Here is a 21999-nt window from a genome sequence, read left to right on the forward strand (position 1 = left end):
CCTCAGACCTCCGGCAGCGTCGCGCGGCGGTCGCGGGCGAGGTTCGCGACCCGCAGCTGCCACAGGCAGAGCAGCGGCGTCACCACGAGTTCCATGCCCAGCGCCGCCAGCATCACGGCGGAGGGCACACCGGTCAGCCACAGGCCGAGCAGGCGGCCGAGCCCGCCCAACACGACGACGAGCGTGAGAAAGCGGAAGAGCTGCCCCTTCGTCTCGATCCCCGGCACCGTCCACCAGAACAGCAGGCCGATGCCGAGGAGCAGCCCCGATAGGTAACGGAAGTGGCTGTCGACCGAGACCGCCACCGCGGCACCGCCGATCCCGGCGGCGCCGAACAGCACCCCGTAGAGGCCGCCCGCCACTGGAACCAGGGCGGCGAGCGCCACCACGCGCTGCAACAGGCGCCGTTCCCGATCCATACGTCGTCTCCGCCGGTCCGTTCAGACCGCACAATCCACGACGACCTTCGCGGTTTCACGCGGCCATGCGATGACGCCGGCCGGACCCCGCGGAGGAACGCCATGGACACGCTCACGATCCGCACCGCGGCACCCGAGGATCTCGAGGCGATCGTGCGCCTGCACGAGGCGGACGCGCTCGGCGGACACGGCGATGCCTGGACGCCGGAGACGATCGCGGGCTACGCGGCGGCCTTCGCGGCGATCGCCGCCGATCCCGCGACGGACCTCTACGTGGCGGTCCGGGACGGGGCGGTGATCGGCACGTTCCAACTCAGCATCCGGCAGGGGATCACCTCCCGGGGCGCCCGGTCGGCGGTGCTGGAGAGCGTGCAGGTGCGATCCGACCAGCGCTCCCTCGGGATCGGCGCCCGGATGGTGGAGGAGGCGGAGCGCCTCGCCCGCCGCGCGGGCGCGGCCTCCCTCGCCCTCACGTCGAGCAAGCGCCGGACGGACGCCCACCGATTCTACGAGCGGCTCGGCTACGCCCGTAGCCACGAGGGATTCCGCAAGGCGCTGTGAGGCCGCTCAGGCCCGCTGCTCCTTCAGGCGCTTCACGCACTTGCTGAAATATTGCGGCCATTTCGGCCCCTGCGCCGTCTTCTCGGCGGCGGAGAGGGCGCGCCACTCGGTGCCGCACTTCTTCTGGCGCTCGCGGGCCGCGAGGCCGCTCGCGGTCGGCTCCTTCTTCTCCTTGGGCGGGGACGCCGGCTTGTCCTGCGCGGCGGCGGGGAGCGCGGTCGCGAGGAGGAGGACCGAGAGCGAGGCGGCGACGAGGCGGGAGACCATCGGGGGAACCTCCGTTCGCCCCGATGACGCTGGGGCAGGCGTGGCCATGATCACTGCCACAGCCGGCCACGCCCGCAAGCGCCGACCCGATCCCCGCTCCCCCGGGCCGACGAAAAAGACCTTTGCGTCACATTTTCGCCGCAGCCCGAACCGGCCGTGCGACGTTTTCGCTTCACAGGCGCCGGGCCTCTCTGCTTAAGCTCGCCCGCGAGAGATCCGATCCACGCCCGTGGGAGGGGACCGTCTTCATGCCGGCCGTCACGACTCCGCCGATCGACCTCTACTACTGGACGACGCCGAACGGCTGGAAGGCCTCGATCATGCTCGAGGAATGCGGGCTGCCGTACCGCATGATCCCGGTGAACATCGGCAAGGGCGCGCAGCGCGCCCCCGAGTTCCTCGCCGTGGCGCCGAACGGCAAGATCCCGGTGATCGTCGATCCGGACGGGCCGGGCGGCGCCCCGATCACGGTCTACGAGTCGAACGCGATCCTGCAGTATCTCGGCCGCAAGACCGGATGCTTCTACCCGACCGACGAGCGGGCGCGGATCGCGGTGGACATCTGGCTGTTCTGGCAGGCGTCGAATTTCGGCCCGGCCCTCGGCCAGACCCACCATTTCCGCATCTACGCGCCGGAGAAGATCCCCTACGCGATCGAGCGCTACACCGGGGAGGCGACGCGGCTCTACGGCGTCCTCGACGCGCAGCTCGCCCGGACCCCTTACGTGGCCGGGGAGGAGTTCACCATCGCCGACATCGCCATCGTGACCTGGGCCAAGCTGTGGGAGCGCCAGGGCCAGGACATCGCGGATTTCCCGCATGTCGGCCGCTGGCTCGACGCGATGAAGGCCCGCCCCGCGGTGCTGCGCGGCTTCAAGCTCCGGGTCGAGCCGGAGCCCGCCGCCGCGCTCGCCTGACGGGCCGCTCGCGCCTCAGGGCGTCACATTCCGCACCGGGGCGGGCTTGGTCGGACGGGCCGCCGGGGCCACCTGGGCGACCTCGTCGGGGGCCCTGGTCCAGGTCTGGGACCCGCACAGCACCTTGAGCAGGCACCCGGAGACCGACAGTTCGCTCGCGCTCTCGCGGTTGAGCGTCACCTCGTAGAACTTGCCCTCCTCGGCGTTGTAGATCTGGCCCGAATAGCCGTCCTCGCCGGGCTTGAGGCCGTCCATGAGCTGCAGACCGATCACCGGCCGGCTGCGCTTCTTCGGATCGGGATTCTTGATGTCGGTGCGCGGCTGACCCTGGTCGTTGAGCGGCATCTTCAGCCACACGACCGTGCCGCAGGCATGGGCACCGTTCGGGCCGCAATGCTCGATCCTGATCTTCGCCCGCCCGTCGCCGGTGAGCCAGGTGCCGGCCGGATCGGCAGCGGCCTGCGCGGCGCTGCCTGCGAGGACGAGGAACGCGGTCAGTGCGGGGGTTCGACCGATACGCATGTGCGAATCTCCCTTGGCTCCGCCGCGGGACTGCGCCCGGCGCGGCGGATCGTCGTGACGAGACTTGGCGCTGCGGCGCGCCAAGCGTGGCCGAAAGGCCGCGGTGCCCTCTAAAAACGCTGCGTTTCTGGCGATTTTTCGGCCGCGTTGCGGCCGAGGCGCAGCAACGCGGACGGCCCGCGGCTTGAGGGCGAGTCGGCCCGCCGCTATAAGCCCGGCGCCGCGGGCGGCATCCGGCCGTCGCGCAAAGCTTTTCTCCGACGGATCCCCCATGGCCAGCGAGCGCACCTTCTCCATCCTGAAGCCGGACGCCACCGCCCGGAACCTCACCGGCGCGATCAACGCGGTCATCGAGGAGGCGGGCCTGCGCATCGTTGCCCAGCGCCGCATCCGCATGACGGAGGCCCAGGCCAAGACGTTCTACGAGGTCCACGCGGAGCGGCCGTTCTACGGCGAGCTCGTCTCCTTCATGACCTCCGGCCCCGTGGTCGTGCAGGTCCTGGAGGGCGAGAACGCCGTCGCCAAGTACCGCGAGGTGATGGGTGCTACGAACCCGGCCCAGGCGGCCGAGGGCACCATCCGCAAGAAGTTCGCCCTCTCGGTCGGCGAGAACTCGGTGCACGGCTCCGACAGCGCCGAGAACGCGAAGATCGAGATCGCGCAGTTCTTCGACGAGAAGGACATCGTCGGGTAATCTCCACCCCGACTCGGGGGACGGAGGATAACCGGTGACGGCGCAGGCTCGGATCGAACGGCGGACCTCGACCTGTCCGCACGATTGCCCTTCGGTCTGCGCCCTCGACGTCGAGGTGATCGACGGTTCGGCGATCGGCCGTGTGCGGGGATCCACCCGGCAGAGCTACACGGCGGGCGTCGTCTGCGCGAAGGTCGCCCGCTACGCCGAGCGGATCCACCACCCGGACCGGCTGACGCAACCGCTGGTGCGGACCGGGCCGAAAGGATCGGGGCAATTCGCGCCGATCTCCTGGGACGAGGCCCTCGACCGCACAGCCGAGGCCTTTCTCAAGGCCGAGGCCGCCCATGGGGCGGAGGCGGTCTGGCCCTATTATTACGCGGGCACGATGGGGCTGGTGATGCGCGACGGCATCAACCGGCTCCGGCACGCCATGGGCTATTCGGGCCAGTACTCGACCATCTGCACGACGCTGGCCTGGGCCGGCTACGTCGCCGGCACCGGCCGCCTCGCCGGGAGCGATCCGCGCGAGATGGCGGAGAGCGACTGCGTGGTGATCTGGGGCACCAACCCGGTGCACACGCAGGTCAATGTCATGACCCACGTCCAGGCGGCCCGGAAGGCCCGCGGCGCGAAGGTCGTGGCGGTCGACATCTACGACAATGCGACGATGCGGCAGGCGGACATGCCGCTCCTGCTGCGCCCCGGCACTGACGGGGCGCTGGCCTGCGCGGTCATGCACGTGCTGTTTCGCGACGGCCTCGCGGACCGCGACTACCTCGCCCGCTACACGGATTGCCCGGACGAGCTGGAGGCGCACCTGCGCTCCCGCGACCCGGATTGGGCGGCGGCGATCACCGGTCTCTCGGTGGCCGAGATCGAGGCCTTCGCCCGGCTCGTGGGCACCACCAAGCGCAGCTTCTTCCGCCTCGGCTACGGCTTCGCGCGCAGCCGCAACGGCGCCGCGAACATGCACGCGGCTTTGTGCATCCCGGCGGTGACGGGGGCGTGGCAACATCCGGGCGGCGGCGCCTTCCACTCGAACAGCGGCATCTACGGCCTCGACAAGCGCCTGATCGAGGGGCTCGACGCGCGCGACCGGAAGGTGCGCATGCTCGACCAGTCGCAAATCGGGCGGGTCCTGTGCGGCGACGCGGAGGCCCTCCGCTCCGGCCCGCCCGTGACCGCGATGCTGATCCAGAACACCAATCCGGTCTCGGTCGCCCCCGAGCAGGAGGCGGTCAAGCGCGGCTTCTCCCGCGACGACCTCTTCGTCTGCGTGCACGAGCAGTTCATGACCGAGACCGCGCGGATGGCGGACATCGTGCTGCCCGCGACCATGTTCCTGGAGCACGACGACCTCTACACGAGCGGCGGCCACCAGCACCTCCAGCTCGGGCCGAAGCTGATCGACGCCCCCGCGGGCTGCCGCTCGAACCACGACGTGCTGACGGGACTCGCCGAACGGCTCGGCGCCGCGCATCCGGGCTTCGCCATGAGCCCGCGCGAGATCATCGACGCGACCCTGCGCGCCTCGGGCCGCGGCACGCTCGCGGCGCTGGAGGCGGCTGGCGGCATCCTCGACGTGCAGCCGCCCTTCGCCCGCGCGCATTACATCGACGGGTTCGGCCACCCGGACGGCAAGTTCCACTTCCGGCCCGACTGGGCCGCCGTGCCGCTGGCGAATGACGGGCCGCGCGGCCCCGCCGATCGTCTGCCAGCCCTTCCCGACCATTGGGAGGCGCCGCTCTTGAGCGCGACGGAGCGGCATCCGTTCCGGCTCGCCACCAGCCCGGCCCGCAACTTCCTCAACTCGACCTTCAACGAGACGCCGACCTCGCGGGCGAAGGAGCGGCACCCGACCGTGATGATCCACCCCGACGACGCGGCCCCGCGCGGGATCGGGGAGGCGACCTGGGTGCGGCTCTCGAACGCGCTCGGGGCGGTGACGCTGCGGGCGACGCTGTTTCCGGGCGTGAGGCGCGGCGTGCTCATCGCGGAATCGATCTGGCCCAACGACGCCTTCCCGGATGGGCGCGGCATCAACACGCTCACCGGCGCCGATGCGCCGGCCCCGTTCGGCGGCGCCGCCTTCCACGACATCCGCGTGGCGATCGACCCGATCGCCGCGGTCGACCCGGTCGCCCCGACCAACCCGGTCGCCCCTGTGGCTCCATGACGCCTGCCCGCGCATCGGGGTGACGACCACCTTGAAGGGATCCCCTCGCTCCCCGACCGGAGGGTGACCGATGCGCTGGTTCGGCCTCGTTGCCCTGCTTCTCCCCGTGCCGCCGGCCCTGGCCTCGCAGGGACCGGGCGTCGCGCCCGGCACGGCCGGACCGCTCCTGCAGGCCCTCGCCGCGCTGCTGGCCCTGGCGCCCCTCTTGATCGCGGCGGGGGCGGCCCTCCGGCGCGGGCGGCGGACGCCCCGCTGAGCGGGATCTTTTCACGGCGGGTGTGGCCCGCCCGCTCTTGCGACGCAGCGTTGATTCGGAGTCCAACGGTCGAGCTTGTTCACCGGATCACGACCCATGCGCCTTCGCATCGCCCTCGCCGCCGGCCTCCTGGCCCTCGGCGCCTCGACCGCCCTGGCGGGCGGCTCCTCCGCTCCCCTCGAAGCCTACCAGCCCGACCCGGCCCTGCGCACCGCGCCCAAGACCGAGCTCGAGAGCCGCGTGCGCAATGCCTGCGCGGTGGTCCAGGCCCGGCTCCAGAACGCGGCCGAGACGGCCCTCGAGCGGCCCTGCGGCTGCTACGCCCGAACCACCCTGCGGTCCCTCGACGCCTCCGAGATCGAGGCCTACCGGACCACCGGCTACTTCAACGACAGCGCCCGGTCCAAGGCGCTCAGCGCCCTCGACAGCTGCAAGCTGCCGCGCCCGATCTGACGACCGGCGCTCCCACCATCCTCCAAGACTGATCCGGACCCCTCGCCCGTCACCGCGGGCGAGGGGTCTCGCGTTTCGGGGCCACGCATCGGAATCTCCGCTTGCCTCCGGGTCTCGGCGGACATAAAGATATCTTTATGTTTGAAACCGAGCGGAGCGCCGCCCCCTGATGAGACACCCGGTCCCCTTCGCCGAGGCCCTGAGCGTGCTGCGCGCGGCGGCCGAGGAGACGCGGCTGCGCATCATCGTGCTGCTGCGCGAGGGGGAATTGTCGGTCTCCGACCTCACGGACATCCTCGGCCAATCCCAGCCGCGCATCTCCCGCCACCTGAAGCTGATGGTCGAGGCGGGGCTGGTCGAGCGTCACCGCGAGGGGGCCTGGGCGTTCTTCCGGCTGGTCGAGGGCGTCTCGGCCCTGGTCGAGCCGCTGGCGGCGGCCCTCGACAGGACCGCGCCGCCCCTGTCGGAGGATCGGGCGCGGCTCGACGCCGTGCGGGCGCAGCGCGCGGAGGCCGCGCAGAGCTTCTTCGCGCGGCTCGCGCCGCAATGGGACAGGGTGCGCTCGCTCCACGTGCCGGAGGCCACCGTGGAGGCGGCGGTGCTCGACGCGCTCGGCCCCGGGCCGATCGGGAGCCTCGTCGATCTCGGCACCGGCACCGGGCGGATGCTCGGGCTGCTGGCGCCGCGGGCGGCGCGCGCCACCGGGCTCGACGCCAACCACGCCATGCTGTCGGTGGCACGCGCCAATCTCGAGCGCCAGGGCCTGTCCCGGGTGGATCTCCGCCAGGGCGACATCCACGCGCCGCCCTTCGGCCGCGCGAGCTTCGACCTCGTGCTGATCCACCAGGTGCTGCACTACCTCGACGATCCGGCCCGGGCGCTGCGCGAGGCGGGCCGCCTCGTGGCGCCGGGCGGGCGGCTGCTGGTGGTGGACTTCGCGCCGCACGACCTGGAATTCCTGCGCGAGTCGCAGGCCCACCGCCGCCTCGGCTTCGCACCCGAGCAGGTCGCGGGCTGGCTGATGGAATCGAACCTCGACGACGTCGAGGTCCGCGAACTGCCCCCGAGCAGCGAGGCGGGTCACCGCCTCACCGTGACGCTCTGGCTCGCCCACAACCGGGCGCTCGCCCGCGAGGTGGCCTGATGCGCGCCGGATGCCCCAAGCCCCCGCCGCCCGTGCGCGACACGGTGTGCGTCCTCCCGTCAGCCTGAGACAAGAACCGAGGTCCCCGATGGCTTCCACCGCCTTCCGCCCCAGCCGCGAGAGCCGCCGTCCGATCCGGGTCTCCTTCGAGTTCTTCCCGCCGAAGACGGCCGAGATGGAGCAGACGCTCTGGTCCTCGATCGAGCGCCTCGCGCCGCTGCAGCCGAACTTCGTCTCCGTGACCTACGGGGCCGGCGGCTCGACCCGTGAGCGCACCCACAACACCGTCGCGCGCCTCGTGCGCGAGACGAGCCTCAAGCCCGCGGCCCACCTCACCTGCGTGGATGCCACGAAGGCCGAGGTCGACGACGTCGTGCGCGCCTACTGGGACGCGGGCGTGCGCCACATCGTGGCCCTGCGCGGCGACCCGGCCGAGGGCGTCGGCACCGCCTATCGCCCGCATCCCGGCGGCTACGCCCGCTCCTGCGACCTCGTGGCCGGCATCAAGCGGATCGGCGACTTCCAGGTCTCGGTCTCGGCCTATCCGGAGCGCCACCCGGAGGCGCCGTCCCTCGACGCCGACATCGACGCCCTGAAGGCCAAGGTCGACAACGGCGCCGACCGCGCCATCACCCAGTTCTTCTTCGATAACGACCTGTTCTTCCGCTACCTCGACCGGGTGCAGTCCCGCGGCATCGACATCCCGATCATCCCGGGCATCCTGCCCGTGCAGAACTTCAAGCAGGCGGCGAGCTTCGCCAAGCGCACCGGCGCCTCGGTGCCGGACTGGCTGGCGGCCCGTTTCGAGGGTCTGGAGGACGACGTCGGCACCCGCAAGCTGGTGGCGGCGGCGGTGGCGGCCGAGCAGGTGCTGGACCTCGTTGACCGCGGCATCACCGACTTCCACTTCTACACGATGAACCGCGCGGACCTCGTCTACGCGATCTGCCACCTGCTCGGCCTGCGCGCCATTCCCGGCACGTCGGTCGCGGAGAAGGTGGCGGCGTGACCCACGAGACGGTCGACCCGGCGGCGATCCTGCGCGAGGTCGCGGCGATGCGGCGGTCGTTCGAGGCCCGCCTCGCCGACCGCCGACGGGACGCGATCGGCTCGATCGGCGACGTGCAGGCCTTCCTCGCCGGTGAGGCCGTGCTCGGCCGGTACGCCATCGCGCAGGTCGAGAAGCGGCTGACAGCCATCGAGACCCGGCTCGCCGCCCTCGAGACGCGTGCGTGACCTCCAACCCTCCCAACATGGCCCAGTCCCTGGCCGCGACCCAGACAGGCACCCGATGACCGACCTCCGCCCCGCCGACGGCGCCGACATCCTCGCCACGCTCCGCAAGCGCGCGGCGGAGAAGATCCTCGTCCTCGACGGGGCGATGGGGACCATGATCCAGCGCCTGAAGCTCGGCGAGGCGGATTTCCGCGGCAAGCGGTTCATGGACCACGCCCACGACCAGAAGGGCAACAACGACCTCCTGATCCTGACCCAGCCCGAGGCGGTGCGGCAGATCCACCTCGACTACTTCCTGGCCGGGGCGGACGTGGTCGAGACCAACACCTTCTCGGGCACCGCGATCGCCCAGGCCGATTACGGCATGGAGGCCATCGTCCGCGAACTGAACCGTGAGGGTGCCCGGCTCGCCCGCGAGGCGGCGGTGGAGGCCGAAAGCCGCGACGGGCTGCGCCGCTTCGTGGCGGGCGCGGTCGGGCCGACGAACCGCACCCTCTCGATCTCGCCGGACGTGAACAATCCGGGCTTCCGGGCCGTGACCTTCGACCAGGTCCGCGAGGCCTATGCCGAGCAGGTGCGGGGCCTGATCGAGGGCGGCTCCGACCTCGTCCTGATCGAGACGGTCTTCGACACGCTCAACGCCAAGGCGGCCGTCGCGGCGACGTGGCAGGTCTTCGGCGAGATGGGCGTGCGGCTGCCCATCATGATCTCGGGCACCATCACCGACCTGTCGGGCCGCACGCTCTCTGGCCAGACCCCGACCGCGTTCTGGCACTCGCTCCGCCACGCCGAGCCGCTGACCTTCGGCCTCAACTGCGCGCTCGGCGCCCGCGAGATGCGCGCGCACATCAGCGAGCTGTCCCGCGTCTGCGACACGCTGGTCTGCGCCTATCCGAATGCCGGCCTGCCGAACGAGTTCGGCCTCTACGACGAGAGCCCGGAGGCGATGGGGGCGCTCGTCGGCGAGTTCGCCGGGAGCGGCCTCGTCAACATGGTCGGCGGCTGCTGCGGCACGACGCCGGACCACATCCGCGCCATCGCCGAGGCCGTGGCCGGCAAGGCGCCGCGCCGCGTGCCGGAGGTGCCCCGCCTGATGCGGCTCTCGGGCCTCGAACCCTTCACGCTCGCGAAGGAGATTCCCTTCGTGAACGTCGGCGAGCGCACGAACGTCACCGGCTCGGCCAAGTTCCGCAAGCTCGTCACCAACGGCGACTACGCGGCCGCCCTCGACGTTGCCCGCGACCAGGTCGCTGCGGGCGCCCAGATCATCGACGTGAACATGGACGAGGGCCTGCTCGATTCCGGCGCCGCCATGGTCGAGTTCCTGAACCTCGTGGCGGCCGAGCCCGACATCGCGCGCGTGCCGGTGATGGTCGATTCCTCGAAGTTCTCGGTGATCGAGGCCGGCCTGAAATGCATCCAGGGCAAGCCGATCGTGAACTCGATCTCGCTCAAGGAGGGCGAGGAGAAGTTCCTGCACGAGGCCCGCATCTGCCGCTCCTACGGTGCCGCCGTGGTGGTGATGGCCTTCGACGAGCAGGGCCAGGCCGACACGCTGGAGCGCAAGGTCGCGATCTGCACCCGCGCCTACCGGATCCTCACCGAGCAGGTCGGCTTCCCGCCCGAGGACATCGTCTTCGACCCGAACATCTTCGCGGTCGCCACCGGCATCGAGGAGCATGACGGCTACGGCGTCGCCTTCATCGAGGCGACGCGGCAGATCCGCGAGACCCTGCCGCACGCCCACATCTCGGGCGGCGTGTCGAACCTGTCCTTCGCCTTCCGCGGCAACGAGCCGGTGCGCGAGGCGATGCACGCGGTGTTCCTGTACCACGCCATCCGGGCCGGCATGGACATGGGCATCGTCAATGCGGGCCAGCTCGCGGTCTACGACGAGCTCGACGCGGAGCTGCGCGAACTCTGCGAGGACGTGGTCCTCAACCGGCGCCCCGACGCCACCGAGCGCCTCCTCGACCAGGCGGCGAAGTTCAAGGGCGGCGGCGCCCAGGTGCGCGCGGCCGACCTCGCGTGGCGCGAGGCGCCGGTCGGCAAGCGGCTGGAGCACGCGCTGGTCAACGGCATCACCGAGTACATCGAGGCCGATACCGAGGAGGCGCGCCTCTCCGCCACCCGGCCCCTCGACGTGATCGAGGGACCGCTGATGGCTGGCATGAACGTCGTCGGCGACCTGTTCGGGTCGGGCAAGATGTTCCTGCCCCAGGTGGTCAAGTCCGCCCGCGTGATGAAGCAGGCCGTCGCCTACCTGATGCCCTTCATGGAGGAGGAGAAGCGGCGGACCGGCGGCACCGGCCGGCAGGCCGCCGGCAAGGTGCTGATGGCCACCGTCAAGGGCGATGTCCACGACATCGGCAAGAACATCGTCGGCGTCGTGCTCGCCTGCAACAACTACGAGATCATCGATCTCGGCGTGATGGTGCCGGCGGCCAAGATCCTCGACACCGCCCGCAAGGAGAACGTGGACATCGTCGGCCTGTCGGGCCTGATCACGCCCTCCCTCGACGAGATGGTGCACGTCGCCTCCGAGATGGAGCGCGAGGGCTTCGACGTTCCGCTCCTGATCGGCGGCGCCACGACGAGCCGGGTCCACACGGCCGTGAAGATCCACCCGGCCTATGAGCGCGGGCAGGCGGTCTACGTGACGGATGCCAGCCGCGCGGTCGGCGTGGTGTCGAGCCTGCTCTCGCCCGAGACCCGCGTGACCACGATCGAGGGCGTGCGGGCGGAGTACAAGCGCGTTGCCGACGCCCATGCCCGCGCCGAGGCCGACAAGCAGCGCCTGCCGCTGGCCAAGGCCCGCGCCAACCCGTTCAAGGCCGATTTCACCGCCTACCGGCCGGTGAAGCCGACCTTCACGGGGACCCGCGTGTTCCGGTCCTACGACGTGGCGGAACTCGTCCCCTACATCGACTGGACGCCCTTCCTGCAGACCTACGAGTTCAAGGGCCGCTACCCGGCCCTCCTGGATGACCCGGTGCAGGGGCCGGCGGCCCGCGCCCTGTTCGACGACGCGCAGGCGATGCTCGCCCGCATCGTCGAGGAGCGCTGGTTCAACCCGAAGGCGGTGATCGGCTTCTGGCCGGCCAACGCCGTGGGCGACGACATCCGGCTGTTCACCGGCGAGAGCCGCACCGACGCGCTGGCGACCTTCTACGGCCTGCGCCAGCAGCTCTCGAAGCGGGACGGACGGCCGAACACCTGCCTGTCCGACTTCGTGGCTCCGGCGGAGTCCGGAATCCCCGACTATGTCGGCGGCTTCGTGGTCACGGCCGGGCTGGAGGAGGTTCGGATCGCCGAGCGCTTCGAGCGCCAGAACGACGATTACCGCTCGATTCTGGTCAAGGCCCTGGCCGACCGCATCGCCGAGGCCTTCGCCGAGCGGATGCACGAGCGGGTGCGCAAGGAGTTCTGGGCCTACGCGGCCGACGAGCGCACCACGCCCGCCGACCTCGTCTCGGAGGAGTACCAGGGCATCCGCCCGGCGCCGGGCTACCCCGCCCAGCCCGACCACACCGAGAAGGCCACCCTGTTCGACCTGCTCCAGGTCGAGCCGCGGATCGGGGTGAAGCTCACCGAATCCTACGCCATGTGGCCGGGTTCCTCGGTGTCGGGGCTCTACCTGGCGCATCCGGACGCGCACTATTTCGGCGTCGCCAAGGTCGAGCGCGACCAGGTCGAGGATTACGCTTCCCGAAAGGGCATGGATGTGGCCGAGGTGGAGCGCTGGCTCGGCCCGATCCTCAACTACGATCCGGCGCGGCACCTCGCGGCGGCGGAGTGAGGCGCCGGAGAGCTTGACCGCCGGCCCCGCCCCGGCTCAATGCTGCGGGCGAGGCCGGTGAGCCGGGAAGGGTCGCGATGCGGACAGGTCTGTGGGTCGTCGCGAGCCTCGCGGTCCTCGCCTCGGCGGGATGCGTGGAGTTCGGCTACATCTCGCGCACCTATGCGAGCCTGAAGCCGGAAGTGGTCACGATCGGCTGCAAGGATCCCTACGAGGTCTACGACCAGCGCCAGGTGCGCAAGATGCTGATCGTCTCGAACGGTCTGCGCGAGTACGCGGGCTGCGGCCTCGACGGCGCCGACCCCGATCTGACCCGCCGCCGCCGCTTCGACGAGGCGGCCCGCACCTATCTCGACGAGACCGGCCGCGAGACCTGCCGCATCACCGGCCAGGCCACCTTCGACGAGCAGAAGGCCGAGTACACCTATACCTGCGCCGAGCCGGTCGAGAAGCCGGGGACGAAGGTGCTGCGCCTGCCGGGCCGCAGCTAGAGCATCTCCCGCTGAAGTGGTCCCCGGTTCAGCGGAGGCGAGGCTGCAGAAACAAGGACCTGGAGCAGCCCCGAGGTTTCAACCCGACCGAGGCCTGCGCGGGCGCTGTCCGGCTGGACCGAGGCATGAGCCGATCGGAGCCTGCGCCAGGCCGAAGGTGCGAACGGCTAGGCCTCGCATCGGGTCTTACCGACCCGCCCGGACGGCGAGTTCATCCGAACCCAAGACGACGTCGCCGCCGAAAACGACCTGATCGCGAAACGGTCGACGCCCGAGGCCGTAGATCAGGCGCGGCTCGGCCGGTGAACTGGCGGCATCGAGGTCGGAGCGGTGCTCTGCTGACAGGACCAGATCGAGCGCGGCGACGTTGTCCTCCACCTGCTCCGGCCTGCTCACGCCCATGAGCGTCGAAGCCACGCCCGGCCGGCCGACGACCCAGGCGAGCGCGACGCGCGCGGGCGACTGGCCGATCGCGTGCGCGGTGCGGCGCACCGCATCGACGATGTCCCAGTTCCGCGGCGAGAACAGCGTGTCCCCGAATGGGTTGGCGCCGTCGAGCCGTCTGTCGTCAGGCGGCCGGACCTCGCCCGCGGCCGCTGCGTCCGCCGGCAGACCCCCGGGCCCGCGCGCCGGCCCTGCTTCGACCGCGGCGCGGTCGTACTTGCCGGTCAGCAATCCGTAGGCGAGCGGCGACCACGGCACCATTCCGAGGCCGAACTCGGCCGCGAGCGGGATGTGCTCGTCCTCCACCTCCCGGCTGACGAGCGAGTAGAAGTACTGAAGCCCGATCGGCCCCGGCAGGCCCCGGATCGCGGCGAGCGTCGCGAGCTTGGCCGCGTACCAGGCCGGCGTGTTCGACAGGCCCCAGTAGCGGATCTTGCCGGCACGAACGAGGCCGGCCATCGTCTCCAGCAGTTCCTCGGCCGGCGTGACGCCGTCCCAGACATGCACCCAGTAGAGGTCGACGAAGTCTGTCCGCAGACGGCGCAGCGATCCGTCGAGGGCCGCGCGGACGTGCTTGGCGCCGTTGCCGCCTCTGTGGGGCCCCTTGCCGGCGGCGAAGCCCGACTTGGTCGCGAGCACCATCCGATCACGGCAGGCGCGCTCGGCGACGAAGCGGCCGACCATCGCCTCGCTCTCGCCGCCCGCATAGACGTCCGCCGTATCGATGAAGTTGCCGCCCCGGCCCACGTAAGCGTCGAACACGGCGCGGCTGCCGGTCTCGTTCATCCCCCAGCGGGCCGTGCCGAACGTCATCGTGCCGAGGGCCAGAGGGCTGACGGCCAGACCCGAGCGACCGAGTGACCGGTAATGCGTGAGATCCATTGCTGCATATCCTCGATGCCGACACGGCGATAGCGCAGCGCCCGCCGGGGGATTAGACGGGATCGGCAGCAAGGGTTTGTGAGCAGGACTCAGGAATGCGGCGCAGCATGCTCGGCGACCTGGCGGCCTTCGCGGCCGTGGCGCGCAGCCGCAGTTTCACGCGCGCGGCGGCGGAGCTCGGTGTGTCGCCCTCGGCGCTGAGCCACGCCATGCGCGGGTTGGAGGCCGAAGTCGGGGTCCGTCTGCTCGCGCGCACCACGCGCAGCGTCGCGCCGACATTGGCCGGCGAGAGGCTGCTCCGCTCGCTCGATCCGGCTCTGGCGGAGGTGGCGCGCGGGCTCGCTGCCCTCTCCGACTGGCGCGGTGCGCCCTCCGGCAGGCTCCGGCTGACGACCTTCTCGTCCGCGGCGCGCAGCGTGCTCGACCCGGCGCTGCCGCGCTTCCTCCTCGATCACCCTGCCGTCTCGGTCGAGGTCACCGTCGACGACCGTCTGGCCGACATCGTCGCGGAAGGGTTCGACGCCGGCATTCGCTTCGGCGAGGCGGTGGACCGCGACATGCTGGCCGTGCGGGTCGGGCCGGATCTGCGCACGGTGGTGGTGGGGACGCCTTCTTACTTCGAGCGCCACCCGCGCCCCGAGACGCCGGCCGATCTCGAGGCGCACAACTGCGTCAACTACCGCCTCGCCGGAGGCGGCGGTCTCCTGCCGTGGGAGTTCGCGCAGGACGGTCGCGAGATCCGCATCCGCGCGACCGGGCAACTCGTCGTCAACGACGCGGCGCTCGCGGGCGCTGCCGTTAGGGCGGGCGCGGGGCTCGGCTACATGCTGGAGGAGGATGTGGCGGACGAGGTGGCCACGGGAGCCCTCGTTCAGGTTCTGGACGCGTGGTGCGTGCCGTTCCCCGGCTACCACCTCTACTCTCTCGGGCGGCAGGTCACGCCGGCCCTTCGTGCCCTCATCGAGGCGCTGCGCTGGCGCGACCAGAAGAAGGGCGCCGAGAGGTGAGGGATGTCGGAATTATCCCGCCCTGGCCGCTCCTCTTCGTGCTTCCGTCCCTCGTCCGCTCGAGGCCGCCTCGTGCCTCAGCCCCGGCCGGACGGCTTCGGACGCGGGAAGGTCCGCTCCGCGGCGTCGCCCGCCGCCGCCAGGAGGGCGCGCGCAAGGGTCCGCGCCTCGGCGCGGTCCAGGGAGATCACCGCCGTCAGCGGCCCGCCATTGCCCTCGGACAGCCCGAGCTCGACCTGGACGCCCTGTTCCGTCGGCGACACCCGCAGGGTCCAGTCCCGTTCGCTCATGCCGAGGCCTTCCTCAGCGGGACCGTCCCGCCCGAATCAGCCTATAGACCATTTTCCGGCGGCCGCGACTCGGGGCGACCACGCAGCGGCCGTTGACCCACAGGGGCGGTACGTGGTGGGTGCCCGGCACCGATGGGGCGCCGGAGGCCCCGCACCGCAGGATCCAGCGATGAGTGAGATTGTCTTCCGCACCGGCGAGGCCACGGTGCTGGCGGCTGAGGGGCAGTATACCGATGCCATGCCCGAGGTGCTGATCGGGTCCGTGCGCGGCCCGGTCGGGACCGCCTTCGCCTCGATGATGGGGCAGGTCCAGGGGCACACCCGCATGTTCGTGGTGCGCGACCTCAACCAGCTCGTGCGTCCCGCCACGATGATGACCACCAAGGCGACGATCCACACCGCGGACTACGTCGAGTTGCTCGGCGGCGTGGTCCAGGCGGCGACCGGAGACGCGATCGTCGATTGCGTGATCGAGGGTGTGCTGCCGAAGGACGGCCTCGACGAATTGTGCATGATCATCATGATCTGGCTCGACCCGCGCTGCGCCGAGGATCCGAATCTCGACCGTAAGGATCTGTACCGGACCAATTACGAAGCGACGAAGCTCGCCATCGGGCGCGCCCTCCGCGGCGAACCGACCATCGACGACCTGATCGCCAACCGGAAAACCGTCAAGCATTACGCACTCGAAGACGTGATCGACTACGACGCGTGACGGCGCGGACACGGTTCTGGAGAGAGGGCGTCGCGGCGCAAGCGTGGCGGTTGACCCTCCCTTAACCGCGTCCCAAGGTGGTCGCCGCCTGCGGGGCCGACCCTCCGGCCCGTCGCGCCTCCCGAGTCTTTCGATGCGTCCAAGCCGTGCCGTGCTGGTCCTCGCCGCCTGCGTCCTGTTCGGGGCGGGTCCGGTTCTCGCTCAAGGGGAGGGCGCTCCACCGGCCGTCCAGGTGCCGCAACGCGCGCCGTCCGCCCGGGCCGCGTCCTCGGCGATCCAGGTCTGGGATGCCCGCATCGAGGGTGGCGCCCTGCAGGTCTCGGGCAATGCCGGGAAGGCGGGCATCACCGTCTCGCTCGACGACGAGGTGGCGGTCCAGACCGACCGCCGGGGCCGCTTCACCATCAAGGTGCCGTATGTCCCGCTGACCTGCGTCGCGACCCTGACCGTCGGCGAGGAGGCACGGGAGATCGCGATCACCAATTGCGGGCCCCGGGGCGAGACCGGACCGGCCGGCCAGGCCGGTCCCATGGGGCCGCAGGGTGTCGCCGGCCCGGTGGGGCCCAGAGGCGAGCCCGGGCCGAAGGGGGAGACGGGCCCGAGAGGGGAGCCCGGTCCCAAGGGCGAGATGGGCGCAAAGGGAGACCCTGGTGCCAAGGGAGACCCTGGTGCCAAGGGAGACCCTGGTGCCAAGGGTGAGGCGGGTTTGCCGGGCGCTCCGGGTGCGCCGGGCGCCCGCGGGGAAGCCGGGCCGCGCGGCCCGCAGGGCGAGCGGGGGGCGCAGGGGGCGCCCGCGCCCGCGCCCGTGACGGCGACGACGCTTCCCATGCGCCTGCTGCGCACCGGCGATTGTGCGCAGGGCGCCTGCGACGCCGCCTGCGCGGCGGGGGAGACCCTGGTCTCGGCCTATTGTCTGCGCGCCGGCACCCCGACCTTTACCCGCCGCGACGCCGGGGAGGCGGCGGCCTCCTGCCCGGGCGAGAGCGCCGGCCTCGTGGCGATCTGCGGCCGGTTGTGACCAGCTGCACGCTGGCCTCGCCGTCTTCCGTGGACGAACGAGTGATCTGGTTTGCGGCAGAGACACTCCATCTCTGACGATTGCAGATCAAGACTGGCGCGGGATCCCCTCTCCCGAGTGGGAGAGGGGTAGGGGTGAGGGACGGACGCTTCAGCGAGATGACGCGGCCGTGCCGCTGCCAGCTCGACTGTCAGCGTTTTGTCCTGAACCCGGGCCACCCTCACCCCTGCCCCTCTCCCACTCGGGAGAGGGGTTCCCCCGCGCCCTGACCTTAGGACCGGGACGCATCAGATCGCGCAGCAATGACAATGCTTTACGCCCGCGTTCGCTTCAGCCGACGCGCGCGCCAAGCCAGGCCAGCGCACCCTCGGCGGCGGCGCGCCCGGTGGCGAAGCTCGCCTGGAGCAGGTAGCCGCCGGTCGGGGCCTCCCAGTCGAGCATCTCGCCGGCCAGGAACGTGCCCGGGCGATCGATCAGCATGAAGCGGGCGTCGAGGGCGGAGAGCGCGACGCCGCCCGCCGACGAGATGGCGCGCGCGATCGGCTGAAGGCCCGTCAGCCGGATGGGCGCGTCCTTGATGAGCCCGGCGAGGCGTGCGGGGTCGTTCGGCAACTCGCCCGCCTCGCGCAGGAGGCCGGCCGCGACCGGGCTGAGGCCCGCCGCTTTGCGCAGGGTGGTGGCCCGGGATTGTCCGGGCCGCGCCGCCGCGAGCCGCCCCGCCAGCACCGCCGCGTCGAGGTCTGGCCTGAGATCCAGGCACAGCGTCGCCGCGCCCTCCGCCAGGATCGCCTCCCGGAGCACCCGCGACAGGGCGTAGACCGCGCCGCCCTCGATGCCGGTCGCGGTGACGAGCGCCTCACCCCGCGCCCGGTGCGGCCCCACCGCGAGCGCCACGCGCTTCAGGGGGGCGCCGGCGAACCGGCGCGCGAAGGTCTCGGACCACGCGACCGTGAAGCCGCCATTGGCCGGTCGGAGCGGGGCGACCGGGATGCCGGCCTGCCGGAAGGCCGGCACCCAGGCCCCGTCGGAGCCGAGGCGCGGCCAGCTCGCCCCGCCGAGCGCCAAGATGGTCACGTCGGTCTCCAGCCGCTCCGCACCCTCCGGCCCGGCGAGGTGGAGGGCACCGTCGTCGGCGAAACCGGTCCAGCGCATCCGGGTGCGCAGGCGGATCCCGAGGGCGTCGAGGCGCGCCAGCCAGGCGCGCAGCAGCGGCGAGGCCTTGAAGGCGGTCGGGAAGACGCGCCCGCTCGATCCCACGAAGGTCGGCTGGCCGAGATCCTCGCACCACGCGCGCAGAGCGTCCGGCGGGAAGGCGCGCACGGCCGCCGCCACGGCGCCTCCCTGCGGGTGGTAGCGGGCGACGAACCGGTCCAGGGGCTCGCTGTGGGTCAGGTTGAGGCCGCCGCGCCCGGCGATCAGCAGCTTGCGGGCGGGCGAGGGCATCTGCTCGACGAGTGTGACGGCGAGTCCCGCCCGAGCCAGGGTCTCCGCTGCGAACAGGCCCGCCGGTCCCGCCCCGATCACCGCCGCTCGCCGGCCCGCCGCACGCATCTCAGCCATGCGGGACCAAAGCCCCGGCCCGGCGCGCAGTGTCAACCGGCTGCCCTTGATCCGCCGTCATCCGAGACTTAAGTCCGGTCCATCGGCTGCGGGCCCCTCTGGCGAGCCGCGCTCCTCGCGCGCCTCGTGATGTCGGAGCCGATGCTTTCTTTCGTAAGCATCGATGGTCCGCCCATGGTTGAACTCCTCTCCGCCCCTTGGCTCGGAAAGCCGATCTGGATGTGGCTCGTGTTTCACGGGCTGATCATCGTCCTGCTCGCCTTCGATCTCGGCCTCCTGCACCGCGACAGCAGCCGCGAGATCAGGGTGAAGGAGTCGCTCGGCCTCACTGCCTTCTACCTGAGCCTCGGCCTCCTGTTCGGAGGCTGGGTCTGGTGGTACCTCGGGGCGCAATCCGGACAGGAGTACCTGGCTGGACTTGTGGTCGAGAAATCGCTGTCGATGGACAACGTGTTCGTCATCGCGGTGATCTTCGGCTTCCTCGGCATTCCGCGGGCCGCCCAGCACCGGGTGTTGCTCTGGGGTATCCTCGCGGCCGTCGTCCTGCGCGGGCTGATGATCGGGCTCGGCGCGGCCCTCGTTCATCAGGCCGAGTGGGTGCTGGTCTTCTTCGCGGCCTTCCTGATCTACGCCGGCATCCGGATGCTGCTCTCCGGCAACGACGGGGACGAGGAGAGCCAGACCGCGGGCCGGTTCGCCGCCTTCATGCGACGTCGGTTCCGGGTGACGGAGACGCTTCACGGCCAGCGCTACACGGTCCGGCAGCCCGATCCGAAGACCGGGAAGGTCGTGCGCTGGTTCACGCCCCTCGCCCTCGCGCTGGTGCTCGTCAACGGCGCGGACGTGATCTTCGCGGTCGACAGCGTCCCGGCCATCTTCGCGATCACCACCGACACCTACGTCGTCTACACGTCGAACATCTTCGCGATTCTCGGATTGCGCGCCCTCTATTTCGCCCTCGCGGCCATGGTCGACCGGTTCGCCTATCTGAAGACGTCGCTCGCCCTGATCCTCGTCTTCATCGGCGGGAAGATCGTCGTCGCGGATACGTTCGACCTGGTCGATGTGCCGCCCTGGGTGTCGCTCGTGGTCACCGTCGCGCTGCTCGCGTCGGGTGTGCTCTACAGCCTGTGGCGGACCCGGGACGCGGTGCATGCGGAGGTCGAGGAGCATCCCGCGCATCGGGCGGTGAGGGGGTAACGCCTCGCGCCCTGGCGGCCGTCCGCGGGTCAGGGCGCCGGCCGCGCCGCGATCAGGTCCCGCAGGGTGGTGATGGTCGAGGAATCCGCGACGCCGTCCACCCGCGCCGGGCGGAAGTGGCGCTGGAACGCCTCGACCACGTCCCGCATCCCGGCATCGAAGGAACCCGTCACCGGCTGCCCGTATCCGTAGAGCGCGAACATCGCCTGGAGCGCCTCGATCGGCTGGCCCGATTCGCCCTGCGCGAAGAAGCGCCCGTCGCGGATCGGCGCTGGCGGCACCCAGTGGCCGATCCCCTCGCGGTGCAGGCGCTCCCACGGAAAGATCTCGCCGGGATCCTGCTTGCGGCCCGGCGCCACGTCGGAATGGCCGAGCACCCGGTCCGGGCGGATCGGCCAGCGGGCGAGGAGGTCGCGCGCCAGCGCCGTGACCGCGGCGATCTGGGCCTCGGGATAGGGCGGCAGCCCGCCCGCGTGACCCGGATGCGCGATCTCGACGCCGATCGAGCGGGAGTTGATGTCGCGCTCGCCCTCCCAGGCCGAGAGGCCGGCATGCCAAGCGCGGCGTCCCTCCGGGACCATCTGCACCACGCGCCCGTCCTCGAAGACGAAGTAGTGGCAGGAGACCTCGGAGAGGGGATTGGCCAGGCGCAGCAGCGCGTCCGTCGCGGAGTCCATGCCCGTGTAATGCAGGATCAGCATGTCGATCCCGCCCTGCCGCTCGCCGTGATTGGGCGAGGGCACGACCTGCGTGGCGACCGGGCTCTCGGGCTTGGGTTTCATGCGGGGCGTCCGTTCACAGGCCGCGCTCGGCGGCGACCCGGTCCCAGGCGGCGTTAATGGCCGCGAGACGGCGGGTGGCGATCGCGACGGCCGCCGGCGGCAGGCCGCGGGCGACGGCCCGGTCGGGATGGGTCTCGGCGACGAGGGCACGGTAGCGGGCCTTCAGCTCCGCGTCCGGCAGGTCGCGCGTCACACCCAGCGCCTCGTAGGGATCGTCGGCGAGGCGGACGTGGCGCGCGCTGATACGGGCGAAGGCGGTCTCGTCGAAGCCGAAGATCTCCGCCACCGCGCGCAGGTAGAGCGCCTCGTTCTCGTGGATCGCCCCGTCCGCCTTGGCGATGTGGAAGAGCCCGTCGAGCACGTCCTCCAGGAGGCCCGGCTCGTCGCGGAACGCCTCCGCGACCTGCTGCGCATAGGCCTCGAAGCCGTTCGTGGTCCCCTTGGCGAGGTCGAAGAGCCGGGTCACGCCCGGCCGGTCGGCCTCCGGCACCCGGACCACCTCGGCGAAGGCCGCGACCTCGGCCGGGGTCACCACCCCGTCCGACTTCGCCATCTTCGCGGCGAGCGCCACGAGCCCGGTCGTGAAGAGGACGTCGCGCGGGGTCGGCCCGAGCAGCGAGCCCTCGCGGTCAACCAGGAAGTGCCCCGCCACCGCGCCGGCGAGCGCGCCGAGCGGCCCGCCGATGGCAAGGCCAAGTCCGGCGCCGCCGATCTTTCCCCACAGCCCCTGACTCATCGGAGGGCGGCTTCTTGCGGGAGCGGGTGAGTCGTCATGCGGCCGTTCTAAGACCGATCGCGACGCCGCGGAACCCGGCGGGACGCCGCGACCGGGATGGCGCGGGACCAAACGGCCCCGCGCCGCACGCATCAGCGGCAATACACGTTGCCGTAGGCGTCCCGGTAGGTGCCGTAGGGGCATTGCGGGGCGGTGGCGGCGCCCACGATGGCGCCGCCGGCCGCGCCGATGAGGCCGCCGGCCACCGCGCCGCTCGCCCGGCCGGTCGCCGCCGCGCCGACCGCCGCGCCGGTGAGGCCGCCGAGGGCGGCGCCGCCCGCCGCCCGGTCGCCCGGGGTGTTGCAGGCACCGACGGACAGGGCCAGCGCGCCCGCGAGGGTCGCGGCAATGAGCTTCTTCATGACGTGATTCCCTTGTGCACTTCGCG

The 21999-nt window shown here is 71.4% G+C and carries 24 protein-coding genes; 15 read left to right on the top strand and 9 right to left on the bottom strand.

What is annotated here, in order from left to right; genetic code table 11:
- Positions 1–2: 2 nt before the first annotated feature.
- Positions 3–419, bottom strand: coding sequence for a DUF4345 family protein (locus ACW9J6_RS02455; RefSeq protein WP_457114842.1), 417 nt, complete (start codon positions 417–419; stop codon positions 3–5).
- 102 nt (positions 420–521) lie between these two features.
- Here ACW9J6_RS02455 and ACW9J6_RS02460 point away from each other — a divergent pair, with 102 nt between their 5' ends.
- Positions 522–980 carry an N-acetyltransferase family protein gene (locus ACW9J6_RS02460; protein ID WP_457114843.1) on the top strand — a complete coding sequence of 153 codons (459 nt, stop codon included), beginning with the start codon at positions 522–524 and terminating at the stop codon, positions 978–980.
- A 6-nt stretch (positions 981–986) separates the two neighbouring features.
- Here the strand turns inward: ACW9J6_RS02460 and ACW9J6_RS02465 are convergent, their stop codons facing one another.
- Positions 987–1247 carry a hypothetical protein gene (locus ACW9J6_RS02465; protein ID WP_457114844.1) on the bottom strand — a complete coding sequence of 87 codons (261 nt, stop codon included), beginning with the start codon at positions 1245–1247 and terminating at the stop codon, positions 987–989.
- Between the two features lie 248 nt (positions 1248–1495).
- On the opposite strand from ACW9J6_RS02465, the gene ACW9J6_RS02470 reads away from it, so the two are divergent.
- Positions 1496–2164 (top strand): glutathione S-transferase family protein, encoded by a 669-nt coding sequence (locus ACW9J6_RS02470; RefSeq protein WP_457114845.1) that lies wholly within the window; start codon positions 1496–1498, stop codon positions 2162–2164.
- A gap of 15 nt (positions 2165–2179) precedes the next feature.
- Here ACW9J6_RS02470 and ACW9J6_RS02475 read toward each other — a convergent pair whose 3' ends face one another.
- Positions 2180–2686 carry a DUF2147 domain-containing protein gene (locus ACW9J6_RS02475; protein WP_457114846.1) on the bottom strand — a complete coding sequence of 169 codons (507 nt, stop codon included), beginning with the start codon at positions 2684–2686 and terminating at the stop codon, positions 2180–2182.
- Positions 2687–2957: 271 nt separating this feature from the next.
- Here ACW9J6_RS02475 and ndk point away from each other — a divergent pair, with 271 nt between their 5' ends.
- From ndk to ACW9J6_RS02520, 9 genes are all read left to right on the top strand, one after another.
- Complete coding sequence (ndk, locus tag ACW9J6_RS02480; RefSeq protein WP_457114847.1) at positions 2958–3380, top strand: nucleoside-diphosphate kinase; 423 nt, start codon at positions 2958–2960, stop codon at positions 3378–3380.
- Positions 3381–3414: 34 nt separating this feature from the next.
- On the top strand, positions 3415–5559 hold the full coding sequence (locus ACW9J6_RS02485) for a molybdopterin oxidoreductase family protein (RefSeq protein WP_457114848.1): 2145 nt from the start codon (positions 3415–3417) through the stop codon (positions 5557–5559).
- A 70-nt stretch (positions 5560–5629) separates the two neighbouring features.
- Positions 5630–5815 (top strand): hypothetical protein, encoded by a 186-nt coding sequence (locus ACW9J6_RS02490; protein WP_457114849.1) that lies wholly within the window; start codon positions 5630–5632, stop codon positions 5813–5815.
- Between the two features lie 96 nt (positions 5816–5911).
- Complete coding sequence (locus ACW9J6_RS02495) at positions 5912–6268, top strand: hypothetical protein (protein WP_457114850.1); 357 nt, start codon at positions 5912–5914, stop codon at positions 6266–6268.
- Between the two features lie 169 nt (positions 6269–6437).
- On the top strand, positions 6438–7412 hold the full coding sequence (locus ACW9J6_RS02500) for an ArsR/SmtB family transcription factor (RefSeq protein ID WP_457114851.1): 975 nt from the start codon (positions 6438–6440) through the stop codon (positions 7410–7412).
- 88 nt (positions 7413–7500) lie between these two features.
- Positions 7501–8421, top strand: a complete 921-nt coding sequence (metF, locus tag ACW9J6_RS02505; RefSeq protein WP_457114852.1) for a methylenetetrahydrofolate reductase [NAD(P)H] — start codon at positions 7501–7503, stop codon at positions 8419–8421.
- Positions 8418–8648 carry a hypothetical protein gene (locus tag ACW9J6_RS02510; RefSeq protein WP_457114853.1) on the top strand — a complete coding sequence of 77 codons (231 nt, stop codon included), beginning with the start codon at positions 8418–8420 and terminating at the stop codon, positions 8646–8648. Before metF ends, ACW9J6_RS02510 begins: the two co-directional genes overlap by 4 nt.
- 55 nt (positions 8649–8703) lie before the next feature.
- Positions 8704–12447 (top strand): methionine synthase, encoded by a 3744-nt coding sequence (gene metH / locus ACW9J6_RS02515; RefSeq protein ID WP_457114854.1) that lies wholly within the window; start codon positions 8704–8706, stop codon positions 12445–12447.
- Positions 12448–12524: 77 nt separating this feature from the next.
- Complete coding sequence (locus ACW9J6_RS02520) at positions 12525–12938, top strand: hypothetical protein (RefSeq protein WP_457114855.1); 414 nt, start codon at positions 12525–12527, stop codon at positions 12936–12938.
- 186 nt (positions 12939–13124) lie between these two features.
- Here the strand turns inward: ACW9J6_RS02520 and ACW9J6_RS02525 are convergent, their stop codons facing one another.
- Complete coding sequence (locus tag ACW9J6_RS02525) at positions 13125–14264, bottom strand: aldo/keto reductase (protein WP_457114856.1); 1140 nt, start codon at positions 14262–14264, stop codon at positions 13125–13127.
- Positions 14265–14359: 95 nt separating this feature from the next.
- Here ACW9J6_RS02525 and ACW9J6_RS02530 point away from each other — a divergent pair, with 95 nt between their 5' ends.
- On the top strand, positions 14360–15271 hold the full coding sequence (locus tag ACW9J6_RS02530) for a LysR substrate-binding domain-containing protein (protein ID WP_457114857.1): 912 nt from the start codon (positions 14360–14362) through the stop codon (positions 15269–15271).
- Positions 15272–15348: 77 nt separating this feature from the next.
- Here ACW9J6_RS02530 and ACW9J6_RS02535 read toward each other — a convergent pair whose 3' ends face one another.
- On the bottom strand, positions 15349–15561 hold the full coding sequence (locus tag ACW9J6_RS02535) for a hypothetical protein (protein WP_457114858.1): 213 nt from the start codon (positions 15559–15561) through the stop codon (positions 15349–15351).
- Between the two features lie 169 nt (positions 15562–15730).
- On the opposite strand from ACW9J6_RS02535, the gene ACW9J6_RS02540 reads away from it, so the two are divergent.
- Positions 15731–16276: a formaldehyde-activating enzyme gene (locus tag ACW9J6_RS02540; protein WP_457114859.1), complete on the top strand. Its 546-nt coding sequence runs from the start codon at positions 15731–15733 to the stop codon at positions 16274–16276.
- A 133-nt stretch (positions 16277–16409) separates the two neighbouring features.
- Positions 16410–17294 carry a collagen-like protein gene (locus tag ACW9J6_RS02545; RefSeq protein WP_457114860.1) on the top strand — a complete coding sequence of 295 codons (885 nt, stop codon included), beginning with the start codon at positions 16410–16412 and terminating at the stop codon, positions 17292–17294.
- Between the two features lie 330 nt (positions 17295–17624).
- On the opposite strand, the gene ACW9J6_RS02550 is transcribed toward ACW9J6_RS02545, so the two are convergent.
- Positions 17625–18854, bottom strand: coding sequence for an NAD(P)/FAD-dependent oxidoreductase (locus ACW9J6_RS02550; protein ID WP_457114861.1), 1230 nt, complete (start codon positions 18852–18854; stop codon positions 17625–17627).
- Between the two features lie 174 nt (positions 18855–19028).
- On the opposite strand from ACW9J6_RS02550, the gene ACW9J6_RS02555 reads away from it, so the two are divergent.
- Positions 19029–20054: a TerC family protein gene (locus tag ACW9J6_RS02555; RefSeq protein WP_457114862.1), complete on the top strand. Its 1026-nt coding sequence runs from the start codon at positions 19029–19031 to the stop codon at positions 20052–20054.
- Positions 20055–20083: 29 nt separating this feature from the next.
- Here ACW9J6_RS02555 and ACW9J6_RS02560 read toward each other — a convergent pair whose 3' ends face one another.
- The 3 genes from ACW9J6_RS02560 to ACW9J6_RS02570 all read right to left on the bottom strand — a co-directional run bounded on the left by ACW9J6_RS02560 (position 20084) and on the right by ACW9J6_RS02570 (position 21973).
- Positions 20084–20836, bottom strand: coding sequence for an N-acetylmuramoyl-L-alanine amidase (locus ACW9J6_RS02560; RefSeq protein WP_457114863.1), 753 nt, complete (start codon positions 20834–20836; stop codon positions 20084–20086).
- Between the two features lie 13 nt (positions 20837–20849).
- Positions 20850–21572, bottom strand: coding sequence for a TerB family tellurite resistance protein (locus ACW9J6_RS02565; protein WP_457114864.1), 723 nt, complete (start codon positions 21570–21572; stop codon positions 20850–20852).
- Positions 21573–21703: 131 nt separating this feature from the next.
- Positions 21704–21973 carry a hypothetical protein gene (locus ACW9J6_RS02570; protein ID WP_457114865.1) on the bottom strand — a complete coding sequence of 90 codons (270 nt, stop codon included), beginning with the start codon at positions 21971–21973 and terminating at the stop codon, positions 21704–21706.
- Between the last annotated feature and the right edge of the window lie 26 nt (positions 21974–21999).

This window comes from Methylobacterium sp. JK268, from assembly GCF_054052225.1.